10 protein-coding genes are annotated in these 13,305 nt (G+C 63.0%); 7 read left to right on the top strand and 3 right to left on the bottom strand.

The window, feature by feature from the left end; genetic code table 11:
- Window positions 1-108: 108 nt before the first annotated feature.
- Window positions 109-1,275, bottom strand: coding sequence for a tetracycline efflux MFS transporter Tet(41) (gene tet(41), locus IT763_RS11775; RefSeq protein WP_371811592.1), 1,167 nt, complete (start codon window positions 1,273-1,275; stop codon window positions 109-111).
- A gap of 76 nt (window positions 1,276-1,351) precedes the next feature.
- Between tet(41) and tetR the strand changes: the two genes are divergently transcribed.
- The 5 genes from tetR (at window position 1,352) to IT763_RS11750 (ending at window position 6,900) form a co-directional block, all read left to right on the top strand.
- Window positions 1,352-1,993: a tetracycline resistance transcriptional repressor TetR gene (gene tetR, locus IT763_RS11770; RefSeq protein WP_049299297.1), complete on the top strand. Its 642-nt coding sequence runs from the start codon at window positions 1,352-1,354 to the stop codon at window positions 1,991-1,993.
- A 176-nt stretch (window positions 1,994-2,169) separates the two neighbouring features.
- On the top strand, window positions 2,170-2,643 hold the full coding sequence (locus IT763_RS11765) for a (2Fe-2S)-binding protein (protein ID WP_033640233.1): 474 nt from the start codon (window positions 2,170-2,172) through the stop codon (window positions 2,641-2,643).
- Window positions 2,640-4,898, top strand: a complete 2,259-nt coding sequence (locus IT763_RS11760; RefSeq protein ID WP_143779011.1) for a molybdopterin cofactor-binding domain-containing protein — start codon at window positions 2,640-2,642, stop codon at window positions 4,896-4,898. The genes IT763_RS11765 and IT763_RS11760 overlap by 4 nt, the downstream gene beginning before the upstream one ends.
- 28 nt (window positions 4,899-4,926) lie before the next feature.
- The gene (locus IT763_RS11755) at window positions 4,927-6,225 is read left to right on the top strand and encodes a cytochrome c (protein WP_176063131.1); all 1,299 of its coding nucleotides are present in this window, start codon (window positions 4,927-4,929) and stop codon (window positions 6,223-6,225) included.
- Between the two features lie 69 nt (window positions 6,226-6,294).
- Window positions 6,295-6,900 carry a nitroreductase family protein gene (locus IT763_RS11750; RefSeq protein WP_033640238.1) on the top strand — a complete coding sequence of 202 codons (606 nt, stop codon included), beginning with the start codon at window positions 6,295-6,297 and terminating at the stop codon, window positions 6,898-6,900.
- A 210-nt stretch (window positions 6,901-7,110) separates the two neighbouring features.
- Here the strand turns inward: IT763_RS11750 and IT763_RS11745 are convergent, their stop codons facing one another.
- The gene (locus IT763_RS11745) at window positions 7,111-8,007 is read right to left on the bottom strand and encodes a DMT family transporter (protein ID WP_176063133.1); all 897 of its coding nucleotides are present in this window, start codon (window positions 8,005-8,007) and stop codon (window positions 7,111-7,113) included.
- Between the two features lie 129 nt (window positions 8,008-8,136).
- Here IT763_RS11745 and IT763_RS11740 point away from each other — a divergent pair, with 129 nt between their 5' ends.
- Both IT763_RS11740 and IT763_RS11735 read left to right on the top strand, forming a co-directional pair.
- Complete coding sequence (locus IT763_RS11740) at window positions 8,137-8,706, top strand: helix-turn-helix domain-containing protein (RefSeq protein ID WP_176063136.1); 570 nt, start codon at window positions 8,137-8,139, stop codon at window positions 8,704-8,706.
- A 122-nt stretch (window positions 8,707-8,828) separates the two neighbouring features.
- Window positions 8,829-10,754 carry a DUF3857 domain-containing protein gene (locus IT763_RS11735; RefSeq protein ID WP_049299288.1) on the top strand — a complete coding sequence of 642 codons (1,926 nt, stop codon included), beginning with the start codon at window positions 8,829-8,831 and terminating at the stop codon, window positions 10,752-10,754.
- Window positions 10,755-10,821: 67 nt separating this feature from the next.
- Here IT763_RS11735 and IT763_RS11730 read toward each other — a convergent pair whose 3' ends face one another.
- Window positions 10,822-13,119 (bottom strand): FdhF/YdeP family oxidoreductase, encoded by a 2,298-nt coding sequence (locus IT763_RS11730; protein ID WP_116403610.1) that lies wholly within the window; start codon window positions 13,117-13,119, stop codon window positions 10,822-10,824.
- Window positions 13,120-13,305: the final 186 nt, after the last annotated feature.

Raw genomic sequence — 13,305 nt, 5'->3', positions numbered from 1 at the left:
GATAAGGGCGATGATAATGAGCGGCGCAGTGGCGTGTAAAGCGCCCGCTTATGCTGAATAATGCCTTGTTTAGCCATAAATGAGCTTAAGCGGGAGAGGGGCATGACGCTATGCCGCGTCACGCTCGCGCGAACGCCCCAGCAACAGCGGCACCAGCAGATACAGGCCGGCGGCCGACGCCCAGACCAGGCCGGGCCAGACATCGCGCGTGGCGGCATACAGCGCCGTCGCCACCAGCGGCCCCGCGACGCCGATCAGGCTGCCCATGCTGGCCAGCGTCCCTTGCAGCTCGCCCTGATGGTCGTCGTCCACCTTGTGCGCCATCAACGCCTGCAGCGCCGGCAGCGCCATGCCGCCCGCCGCGAAGAACGGCAGCAGCGCAAAGGGCGCCCAGCCGCGCGTGGCGATCGATAACAGCATCAGACCCAGCGCGTCGGCCGCCAGGCCGATCAGCAGCGCCTTGCGTTCGCCGAGCCGTGCGACTAGCGGGCCGATGGCGAAGGCCTGCGACAGCGCGTGGCAGGCGCCGTAACCGGCCAGCGACAGGCCCGCCACCATCATGCTCCAGCCGAAACGATCCTGACCGTATAAAATCCATAGCGTGGCCGGCGCCTGTGAAACCAGCGCCATGATCAGGTAAATGCCGGCCAGCGGCAACAGGCCCGGTTTGCCGTGCAGCCGTCGCAATGACGAAAAGGGATTGAGGCGGATTTTCTCGGCGGCGCGGGCGCGGGGTTTGCGCGATTCCGGCAGCAGGAAAAACGCCATGATCAGGTTGAGGGCATTCATCGCCGCCGCCGCCAGGAAGGGCGCATGCAGATGCCATTCGCCCAGCGAGCCACCGAGCAGCGGGCCGACGATAAAGCCGACGCCGAACACCGCGCCCACCAGGCCAAAACGCCGCGCGCGCTGGCCGGCAGGAGTAATATCGGTAACGTAAGCGGTGGCGACCGCCATGTTGGCGCCGGTGATGCCCGCCAGTAACCGGCCCAGATAGAGCCAGGCCAGCGTCGGTGCGAACGCCATCAGCAGATAGTCGGCCGCCGCGCCGGCGAGCGAGATGAGCAGCACCGGCCGCCGGCCGAAACGATCGCTCAGCGCGCCGAGGATCGGCGAGAACAGAAATTGCATTAACGCATAGGCCGCCAGCAGGGCGCCGTAGTGCAGGCTGCCGGCGTCAAGACCGCCCAGCGAACGTAACAACGCCGGCAGAATCGGCATGATCAGACCGATGCCCACCGCATCCAGCAACACCGTCAACAAAATAACCAGCATGGGTTTTTTCAAAATTGTGACTCTAACAGTGATAGAGTATTGAGTATTCCACAGTTACCCTATCAGTGATAGAGATATGAACGAAAAAAATACTGCGACACGTTTAACGCGAGAAACCGTCCTGCGCGGGGCGCTGGCGTTGCTGAACGACATCGGCATCGATGCCCTGAGCACCCGCCGCCTGGCGCAACATTTGGGCGTGCAATCTCCCACGCTCTATTGGCACTTCAAGAACAAGGCCGAGCTGCTGAAGGCGATGGCGGAAACCATCATGCTGGATCACCGTGAAGAGGTGCCCGCCGACATGCCCTGGCAGGATTGGGTTGTCACCAATGCCGGCAACTTCCGTCGGGCTCTGCTGGCTTACCGCGACGGCGCGCGTCTGCACGCCGGCACCCGGCCGCAGGAGCCGCAATTCGCCATTATCGAGGCCAAGGTGGCGCTGCTGTGCCGGGCGGGCTTGACGCCGGAACGCGCCGTTAATCTGCTGTTCGCCGTCGGGCGCTTCGTGGTGGGCTGGGTGCTGGAAGAGCAACAAATGCAGCCGGACGATGCGCTGAATGACGCCGATCGCCGGCGTTACCCGCTGCTGTGCGAAGGCTGGGAAACATTGCAGGATAAGGGGGCAGACGCGCTGTTCGAAGCCAGCGTGCGGCTGTTGGTTGACGGCGCCGAGGCCGAATTGATGATCGACAATAATCACGGCAAGCAATCATAAAACCGGGCTTATCTATCGGAAATTTATAGAAAATACCCACTTTTCGTTAAAGCCATGGCGGCCACATTCCCTTAACATTATCAATGTCTTTTGATGATAATTATTAGCATGCTGCTCAATTATTCGACGCAGTGATGTTACGGATTAAATCCGTTTGTTTAAGGGATAGTTTCACCATGGAAATCAATGTTAATGGCCGGGTGGTTCCACTCGGCGATATCTCGCCCGAGACCCCGCTGTTGTACGTGTTACGCAACGATCTGCACTTGAATGGCCCCAAATACGGCTGCGGCCTGGGGGAGTGCGGCGCCTGCACGGTGCTTATCGACGGCGTCGCCGCTCGCTCCTGCTCAATGCCGCTGGCCGCGGTAGGAAGCAAGTCCGTCACTACGCTGGAAGGCCTGGGAACAGCGGAAACGCCGCACCCGGTGCAGCAAGGGTTTATCGATGAGCAGGCGGCGCAGTGCGGTTACTGCGCCAATGGCATGATCATGACGCTGGTCGCGTTGTTCGAACGCGAGCCGGATGCAGATGAACAGACAATCAAGAAAGAGCTGGCCTACAACCTGTGCCGCTGCGGCACCCACCTTGAGATCTTGCGCGCCGCCGAGCGCGCCCGCGATCTGCTGGCTGCGCGGAGGCAAGCATGAGCCGCCTCGAACTGACCCGCCGACAGTTGTTGCAGGCCGGGGGTGTGGTGATGGTCAGCAGTCTGCTGCCCGCGCCGTTTAACGCCTTCGCCGCCGAGGCGGTTTCATCGCCTGCCGATCTGCCGCTGGATCGGGTGGACAGCTTTATCAGCCTCACCGCCGACGGCCGGGTGACGGCCTTCAATGGCCACGTCGATCTCGGCACCGGCATTCGCACCGCGCTGGCGCAGATCGTCGCCGACGAAATTTGCGCGCCGTTCGAGCACGTCACGATGATCCTGGGCGATACGCAACGCACGCCGGATCAGGGGCCGACCATCGCCAGCGCCACCATCCAGGTCACGTCGGTGCCGCTGCGCCAGGCGGCGGCGCAGGTGCGACATATGCTGACGGCGCTGGCGGCCAAAGCCTTCGAACTGCCGGCCGACCAGCTGACGGCGGCCGCGGGGCAGGTGTTTGTGACCAAGAATCCGGGGCGCGCCTTGAGCTATGCGCAGCTGGCGAGCGGGCAGAATCTGCACGTGGCGCTGGATAAAAACGTGCCGCTGAACGGTGAACAGCAGAATCGCTACGTCGGCCGCGCCGTTGCCCGAGTCGACATTCCGGCCAAAGTGAGCGGTGGGCTGACCTACGTGCACGATCTGCGTTTGCCCGGCATGCTGCATGGCCGGGTGGTGCGCCCGCCTTACGTAGGCGCCGACAGCAGCGCCCCGCTGGGCGGCGGCCTGTTGTCGGTGGATGAACGTTCGATCGCGCACCTGCCGGGCATCGTGAAACTGGTGGTGATCAACGATTTCATCGGCATCGTGGCCGAGCGCGAAGAGCAGGCGGTCGCCGCCATGCGCCAGCTGAAAACCGAATGGAAACCCTGGGCCGGCTTGCCGGATCTGTCGCCGGAAGCGCTGCCTGCCGCGCTGGAGGCCAACCCGAAAACCGACCGCGTGCTGCGCGACGATGCGGGCACGGATGCCGCGCTGGCGGCGCTGCATACTGAAGTGCGGGCTGATTATGTCTGGCCCTACCATCAGCACGCCTCGATCGGCCCTTCCTGCGCGGTGGCGGAGGTTAAAGACGGGCGGGCGCAGGTGTGGTCCGGCACGCAAAACCCGCACGATCTGCGCAAAGACATCGCCACGCTGCTGGAATTGCCGCCTGAGCAGGTGCACATCACCCGCATGGAGGCCTCCGGCTGCTATGGCCGCAACTGCGCCGACGACGTCTCGGCGGACGCGGCGCTGTTGGCGCGGGCGACCGGCCGCCCGGTGCGGGTGCAGCTGATGCGCGAACAGGAATCCGGCTGGGAGCCGAAGGGCACCGGTCAGCTGATCCGGGTGCGCGGCGGCCTCGACGCGCAAAACCGAGTGGCGGCCTACGAGTTGAAAACCAGCTATCCGTCCAACAATGCGGTGACCTTGCCGCTGGTGTTGACCGGCAAGATGGCCAACCGGGCCGACGTGCAACAGATGGGCGATCGCACCGCCATTCCGCAATACGCGTATCCGCACATGCGGGTGATTTGCCAGGACGCCGCGCCGATCGTGCGGGCGTCGTGGATGCGCGGCGTTTCGGCGCTGCCCAACGTGTTCGCCCATGAGTCCTGGATCGACGAGCTGGCCTGGCGCGCCGGCGAGGACCCGATCGCGTTTCGCCTGCGTTACCTGAACGATCCGCGCGCGGTGGCCTTGATCGAGGCTCTGAAGCGCCAGGCGAACTGGCAAGACGGCCCGGCGCACCGGTCGCGCGCCGCCGGCGCCGAAGTGGCGAGCGGCCGCGGCTTCGCCTATGCGCGCTATTTCCACAGCAAATTCCCCGGCTTTGGCGCCGCCTGGGCGGCCTGGGTGTGCGATCTCAGCGTCAACCGCCTTTCCGGGCAGATCACGCTCGATAAAATTTTCGTGGCGCATGACTGCGGCCGGATGATCAACCCGGCCGGGGTGCGCCATCAGGTGCACGGCAACATTATCCAATCCGCCAGCCGGGTACTGAAAGAGTTTGTGACCTTCAACGAGACGGGGGTGACGTCATTGGACTGGGGCGGCTATCCGATCCTGCGCTTCGACGAATTGCCGCAGATCGATATCCAGTTGATCGACCGCCCGGACGAAGCGCCGATGGGCGCCGGAGAGTCCGCCTCGGTGCCGAGTGCGGCGGCGATCGGCAACGCGCTGTTTGACGCCCTCGGCGTGCGCCTGCGGGAGGTGCCGTTCACACCGGCGCGGGTGCTCGCCGCGCTGCGCGCTCAGGCCGGCCATTAACCCCCCGTAACGAACAAGGACAGCAAAGATGAGTAAGATGAAAAAAATCGTCGGGTGGGGCGGCGTCACGGTGATCGCCGTTGTGGTCGCCGGCGTGGTCGCCAGTTGGCAGCCGGAAATCGCGCCGCTCGCCGCCGATGCGACCCACAGTTTCAGCGAGGCGCAGATCGCGCGCGGCAAAACCCTGGCCGATCTCGGCGACTGCGCCGTGTGCCACACCCGTGCGGGCGGTGAGCGCAACACCGGCGGGCTGGCGATGGAGATCCCCTTCGGTACCATTTACACCACCAACATCACGCCGGATGTGGAAACCGGCATCGGCAGCTGGAGTTACGCGGCGTTCGAGCGCGCCATGCGCCACGGCGTCGATCGCCAGGGCCGCTATCTCTATCCGGCGTTTCCCTATACCGCCTTTACCCGCACCCGCGACGACGATCTGCAGGCGCTGTACGCCTACCTGATGTCACAGCCGGCGGTCAAATACCGGCCACCGGCCACCGATTTGCACTTTCCGTTCAATATTCGCCAGGGCATCTTTGCCTGGAACCTGCTGTTCCTGACGCCGGGCGCGATGCAGGACGAGGCGGCCCAGAGCGCCGACTGGAACCGCGGCGCGTACCTGGTCGAAGGGCTGGGGCACTGCAGCGCCTGCCATTCGCCGCGCAACGTGCTGTTCGGCGAGAAAACCGGTGACGACCATCTGGACGGCGGCGTGGCGGAAGGCTGGACGGCGCCCGCGTTGACCGGCCGCTCGCCCGCGCCGCTCGATTGGACGCAGCAGGATCTGGTCGAGTTTATGCGCACCGGCTACTCGGCCAACCACGGCGTCGCCGCCGGCCCGATGGCGCCGGTGATCGAAGAAGGCCTGTCGCGCTTGCCGCAGGCCGATCTGCAGGCGATCGCCGTCTACTTGCGCAGCTATCATCCTGAAACGGCGGCGGGCGCTACGGCGGCAACGTTAAACGCTCAGGCGGAACGGCAGGTGGAGCCTCTGAGTTCGGAAGGGGCGCGGCTGTTTTCCGGCGCCTGCATGGCGTGCCATGCGCAGGAAAAAGGCGCGCAGATGGCGGGGGTGCGGCCGTCACTGACGCTGAACACCAACCTGTTCGCCGAGGCGCCGGACAACGCCATTCGCGTGGTGCTGAACGGCATACAGCGGCCGGCGAACGCCGAGCTGGGCTATATGCCGAGCTTCCGCCATAACCTGAATGACGCGCAGATCGCCATCCTGCTCAACTACCTGCGGCAGCATTACGCTGGTCAGGCGCCGTGGCCCGATTTGACGGCGCAGGTCGGCCGCTTGCGCGCCGAAACCGCGCAGAAATAGCCGCCGGGGGCTGGACAGCCGCGCCGTGTTGGCGACAATAGCGCTTTTCACATGGACAGAGGCAGTAAAATGAATACGTTAGACGCAATCCGTCAGCGCCGCGCTACCAAGCAGTTTGATACGCAGCACGTGATGACGCTCGAAGAGAAAAAAGCGCTGTTGAACATTGCACTGCAGGGCGCACCCAGCGCGTTTAACCTGCAGCACTGGCGTCCGCTGCTGATCGAAGATCGCGCACAACGCGAGAAAATTCGCGAAGCGGCGTGGGGGCAGGCGCAGGTGACCGACGCATCGATGCTGGTCGTGCTGTGCGGCGATCTGTCGAGCTGGGAGTCACAGGTAAAAACCGTTTGGGCCGAGGCGGCGGAGCCGGTACAGCAGTTCATGATCCCGGCCGTCGATCAGTATTATCGCGGTAAGCCGCAGGTGCAGCGCGACGAGGTGATGCGCAGCAGCGGCATCTTCGCCCAGACGCTGATGCTGGCGGCCAAGGCGCAGGGTTACGACTCTTGCCCGATGGACGGGTTTGATTTCGACGCGGTGGGCGAGATTATCAACAAACCGGCTCACTATCAGATCGCGCTGATGGTTGCCATCGGCAAGGCGGCGGGGCAGCCTTATCCGCGCATCGGCAAACTGCCGTTCGACGAGGTGGTGAAAACCGATCGCTTCTGAGCTGAACGGTGAATGACAAAAGGGAAGGCTTGCGCCTTCCCTTATTTTTTTGTGACGCACAGTTCGTTCCAGTAGCTGAAACGGATGCGCCGTTGCAGGCGGTGATGCCACATAGAAAAACTCCTTCTACCCTACACGGTTTAAATAAATAGCACCGCGCCGGACACAAGGCGAATGCCTTATTGTGCATAGCTTGCCCATCGGGCGGGATTAACTGATTTTACCGGCCCGGTGCGCGGCGGGCGCCCATCGCCAGCCGAAGTTCATGCCCGCCGCCGCGCCGAGAATGGCCAGCGTGCCCAGCAGCTGCAACAGGCTGAGACGGTGCCCGAACGCCGCCCAGTCCACCACGATCGCCACCGCCGGGTAGATGAACGACAGCGCGCCGACCAGAGCGGTGGGGATTTTCTGGATCGCGCCATAGAGTAACGTGGACATCAACCCGGTATGCACCAGGCCGAGGGTAGCCAGCAGCAGCCAGTCGGTCGGTTTCGCGGGAAGGTGGGCCAGAGCGGCGAACGGCGCCATCGCCAGCGCGCCGACGGTCAGTTGAATCAACACGATGAGCTGCGGCGGCAACGCGGCCAGCTGTTTGACGATCGCCGCCGCCAGGGCGTACATCAGGGCCGCGCCCAGCGCCAGCGCCACGCCGAGCAGATAGTCGCCTTCGCCGCCACTGCTCTGCCGGCCGGTGACGATCAACAGCATCCCGGCGAACGCCAGCAGAAGCCAGCCCAGCCGGTTAGCCGTCAGTTTTTCGCCGAACAGCAGCGCCCCCAGCGCCACCAACATAAACGGCTGAACGTGGTAGGTCACGGTGGCGACAGCGATCGAAGCGTGCTGATAGGCAGCAAACAATAGCGTCCAGTTGAGCACCAGCGCGATACCCCCGAGGATGGCGACAGCCAGCTGCCGCCGGTTGATCGCGCCGGGTTTCAACTGCCCAAGCGCGGCGCAGGTCGCCAGCATCGCCAGCGCGCCGAACGCGCAGCGCCAAAACACCACCGTGGCGGGCGGCTGCCCTAAAACGAGTACCGGCCAACCGACGGTGCCGGAGATTGTCATGGCGAGGATCATTTGCACTGCGCCGCGCGTTGTCGTTTTCATGTCATTTTCCTCGTTGCCTGGCCGTGCTTGTGATGAAGCCGCTTAGTCATTAAAATGAACAACCGGACATTATGATGAACATGGTTGACGGTGTTCGTCAAGTCGAACAATTGAATGGTATAATGAACAATGAGCGATAACCTGATGCAGAACATCACGCCGATCGGCCTCTTGTCGGCGGCAATCCGCCGCGAGCGGGAGCGATTGAATCTGTCGGTGACCGAGCTGGCGAAGCGCGCAGGCATCGCCAAATCCACGCTGTCGCAGCTCGAAGCCGGCAGCGGCAATCCCAGCCTGGAAACGCTGTGGGCGTTGGCGATGGCGCTGGATGTGCCGGTCAGCCGGCTGATTTCACAGCCGAGCAGGCCAGTGCAAGTGATCCGCGCCCATGAAGGAACGCCGGCGCTGTCGGAGCAGGGCAACTACGCCGCCACGCTGCTGGCCACCTGCCCGCCGGGCGCGCAGCGCGACATTTACCGGCTGCGGGTGCAACCCGGTGAAACGAAATGCTCGCGGCCGCATCCGCCGGGCACCGTCGAGCACGTGATCATCAGCAGTGGACGGGCGCGCCTTGGCCCGGTGGATCAGCCGCAGGTGCTGAGCGCCGGGGATTACATCAGTTACTCCGCCGATCGCGAGCATATTTTCGAAGCGCTGGAGCCGGAGACCACCGCCGTCATGTTGATCGAGCAGGGCTAGCGCGGCGTTGATGGTTCGTTTATTGAAAATGATTCTCAATTATATTAGTGTGCCCGCCTGTTTTGACGCCGGGACGGGCGTATGGCCCGGTGTCGCTGCTTAACGCCCTTCAAGGACCGAAGATGAAAATCGCTATTCCTTCCATACTGTTACTCGCCGGTTTGACGGCGACGCACCCGGCCACCGTGTTGGCCGCTGCACCGCCCGCTGCGGCGGATCAGGGCCAGAACGACACGGCCAACAACGATTTCAGCTTCGTGCGCTATCGTGCGGATTATCGCGTTAACGCCAACGCCACCAACGTGAAGACGGAAAGCTACGAAGTGCTGCTGAAAACCAAGGCGGCGGTCGAAAAATTCAGCCAGATCCGCCTGAGCTACAGCGAGAAAATGGAAACGCTGGAGGTGGTCGCTGCCTATACGCTGACCGCCGACGGCCAGCGCCACGATGTGGCGCCCGATCGCATCTACACCCAGGAGAGCTACTCCAGCGCCACGGCGCCGCTGTATGCCGACCGCAAAGTGCGCGTCATCGTGTTCTCCAACCTGGCGCCGGGCTCGCGCGTGGTGTACGAACTGCGCCGCACGCAGAACACCCCGTATTTCCCTGACTATTTCGGCCTGTGGGAGACCTTCAGCGTTTTTGATCAGTTCGACGACGCCGAAGTGACCCTGCAGGCGCCGGCCAAGCTGCCGATGCATATCTTCACGCGCGGCGTCGAGGGCGGGGACCAACCGCAGATCCGCAACGGCCAAGCGCACTGGCGCTGGCATTATTCGCGCAGCGCGCCGATGAAGGCGCAAAACTGGGCGGCGGACAGCTGGACCTTCAGCCCGACCATCATGGCCAGCACCTACCGCGAGTGGCCGCAGTTGGCCAAGGCCTACCAGCTGAAGGCCGGCGCGGCGGCGAAGGTGACTCCGGGCATTCAGGCGCTGGCGGACAACATCACCGCCGGCATCAGCGATCGGCGCGAGCAGGCGGAGGCGCTCTATCGCTGGGTGGCGCAAAACATTCGCTACGTGGCGGTGTACCTGGGCAACGGCGGGCTGGAGCCGAATTCGGCGCAGAGCATTCTCGATAATCACTATGGCGACTGTAAGGATCATGTGGTGATCCTGGAGGCGCTGCTCGCCGCCAAGGGCATTGAAAGCTCGCCGGTGCTGATCGGCATGGATGAAGGCCCGATACTGCCTAATGTGCCGCTGCTCGGCCGCTTTAATCACGCCATCACCTACGTGCCTGAATTCAATTTGTACCTGGACTCCACCAATCCCTGGGCGCGGTTCGGCCAACTGCCGGAGGGGGATCTGGGGGCGCCGGTGCTGCTCACGCGCGACGCCAAACTGGCGCGCACGCCGGGCAGCGACGAGCAGCCGGTCAACAGCGCGCTGAGCGTCGATTTTGTGTTCGACAAGGCGGGCAATCTGCATGGGCAAACCGAGCGCCGGCTGAGCGAAGTGGAAGAGATTGACCTGCGGGGCTACTTCTCGCAGATCAACCGCCAGAACCGGGCGCAGGCCGAAGCGACGATCATGTCCGCCTCCGGCATCGACGGCAGCGGCGAGGTGGCGATGAACAGCGATCCGCTGGATCTCAAAAAGCAGTTCGGTTACCGCTTCCGCTTCAAGGCGGACGACTACGTCGATTTCGGCGTGGTGGGCGGCATGACGTTGCCCAACCCGCCCGGCGGCAAATCGTTCCGCACGCTGTATACCACCACGGCGGCGCCGGGCAACGAAACCCCGTTCTACTGCAGCGCGCAGCGCTACGACGAAACCTACCGTCTGCAGCTGCCGGCCAACGTGCCGATTATCGCCATTCCGCAAGACAGGCAGTTCCGCAATGCGGCGGGCGACTATCGCGTGGCGTGGCGGCGCGACGGGCAGCAGGTGACCGTCAATCACCGCCTGCAGGTGAACGCCATTCGCGGCAAGGAAGCGCTGTGCCAGGCGCAGGATTACCCGGCGTTCCGCGAGCTGTTCCAGCAGGTGCGGCGCGGTTTCCGCGGCCAGGTGGTGTACGGCGAATTGGCCAACGGCAAATAAGCCGCTGCCCCGTAGTCGGATAAAAATGGCCCCCACTCAGATGCCAGTGGGGGCCGTAGCGTTCCCACTAAGCGATCTTAACCGCGCGCACCTCTTTGGATCTCAACTTCACGCGGATTGGCACCGATTTGTACGAAGGCGTGCCGCTCTCCTCATCGATGTAATGCAGCGGCACCAGCACGTTGGCTTCCGGGTAGTAGGCGCCGACCGAGCCGGCTGAGATGTTGTAGGCGATCACCGTGATGCCTTCCAGGCGCTGGGTGCTGCCGGGCAACGCCGTTTCCAGGTCGACCACGTCGCCATGCTCCAGCCCCAAACGTTGCAGATCGCTGTCATTCATAAACAGCACGTCGCGCCGGCCGAAAACCCCGCGATAGCGGTCGTCCAGAGCATAGATGGTGGTGTTGTACTGATCGTGGCTGCGCAGGGTGATCAGCCGCAGCGTATTTTGTTCCGCCGCAATCTGGTCTTCGTGTAACCCGCTGAACACCGAAAACATCGCCTTGCCCGTCGCCGTCGGCCACTGGCGCTCGGTCGGCGGCAATGGCATGCGGAAACCGCCGGGTTGGCGAATGCGCGCGTTGTAATCGTCGAAGCCCGGAATGGTTTTTTCGATCAGATCGCGGATCACGTCGTAATCTTCGATCAGTTCATCCCAGGGCACCTTGCTGGCGGGCATCACCGCTTTGGCCATGCCGGCCACAATGGCGGGTTCCGAACGCAGCAGTTCCGACGCCGGTTTTAATTTGCCGGACGAGGCATGCACCATCGACATCGAATCCTCCACCGTCACCGATTGTCGCCCGCCGGCCTGCATGTCCAGTTCGGTGCGGCCCAGGCAGGGCAGAATGAGGGTTTCTTTCGCCACCAACAGATGGCTGCGGTTGAGTTTGGTGCCGATATGCACGCTTAACTCCAGCGCTTTCATCGCCGGGAAGCTCTGATCGGGGTCCGGCAGCGCTACGGCGAAGTTGCCGCCCAGGCAGATCAACGCCTTCGAAGCGCCGTCGATCATCGCCTGCATGCATTTCACGGCATCGTGACCGTGGGCCTTGGGCGGCGTGAAGCCAAACACCGTTTCCAACTTCGCCAAAAATTCGGCCGAGGGTTTTTCGGTGATGCCGACGGTGCGATTGCCCTGCACGTTAGAGTGGCCGCGCAGCGGGCAAATGCCGGCGCCCGGTTTGCCGATGTTGCCGCGCAGCAGCAGCAGGTCAGCGATCAGGCGCACGTTGGCGGTGCCTTTATTGTGTTGCGTAATGCCCATACCGTAGGTCACGATGGTGGCATTGGATTTCGCGTAAGCGGCGGCGACCTGTTCCAGATCCCGGCGCGCCAGGCCGCTCTCCGCCTCAATCGCATCCCAACCGGTGGCCTTCAGGTCGGCGGCGAAAGCCGTAAACCCTTCAGTGTGCTCGGCAATAAAGGCGTGATCCAGCGCATTGCCATGCTCATCATCCAACTGCAGCAACGCTTTGGCGATGCCTTTGAGCGCCGCGGCGTCACCGCCGGCTTTGACCTGATAGTAGGTTGAAGCGATCGGGGTCGAACTGTAGGTCGCCATTTCGATGACGTTTTGCGGATCGGTGAAACGTTCGAGCGCCCGCTCGCGCAGCGGGTTAAAGACAATGATCGGTACTTTTTTGCGCGCCAGCTCATGCAGCGTGCCCATCATGCGCGGGTGGTTGGTGCCCGGATTGTGCCCGATGGAGATAACCAGCTCCGCGCTGTCAAAGTCGTCCAGCGAGACGGTGCCTTTACCGATGCCGATCGATTGCGGCAGGCCAACGCTGGTCGGCTCATGGCACATGTTGGAGCAGTCGGGAAAGTTATTGCTGCCAAATTCACGCGCAAACAGCTGGAACAGGTAGGCCGCCTCATTGGACGCCCGGCCGGAGGTATAAAATTCCACCTGTTCCGGCGGCAGCGTCTGCAAGACGGCGGCGATGCGTTGGAACGCCTCGTCCCAGGCCAGCGGGCGCAGGGTGTCCGTCCCGGCGTCATAAAACAGGGGCGTGGTCAGGCGGCCATAGTCTTCCAACTGATAATCGGTTTTTTGCAGCAGTGAGGTCACGGTATTTTGCGCCAGGAATTCGGGCGTCACGCGCTTGCTGGTCGCTTCCCAGGTCACCGCTTTGGCGCCGTTTTCGCAAAACTGAAAGGTGGAGCGATGCTCTTTATCCGGCCATGCGCATCCCGGGCAGTCAAACCCGTCGGGCTGGTTGGTGCGCATCAGTGTCACCGGCGCTTCTAAGGTATCCATCTGCGTGCGCACGGCGATGGCCGTCGCTTTCAGCGCGCCCCAACCGCCGGCGGGCCCATCGTAGGGATGGACACCGGGTACTGCTCGTCTTTTCGCCATTATTGATTGCCTCCGACACCGCTTACGAAAAATTCAGGTGATTGATTTAAAAATAATATTTTCGTTATCGTCTAAGAAGGAAGGCAGACGCCGCCGTCGTCAAACGCGCGCCTGTCGCTTCAGTATAGATGAGTAAGAAAGGGCGCAGCGGCAGTCAATGCGGGGAAGTAGCGGCCCGTCTAATCGAAG

This window comes from Serratia sp. CMO1, assembly GCF_015689115.1.
Classification (GTDB): domain Bacteria; phylum Pseudomonadota; class Gammaproteobacteria; order Enterobacterales; family Enterobacteriaceae; genus Serratia; species Serratia marcescens.
Note: the sequence above shows the minus strand (reverse complement) of the source record. Positions and strands in the feature narration are given on the sequence as shown.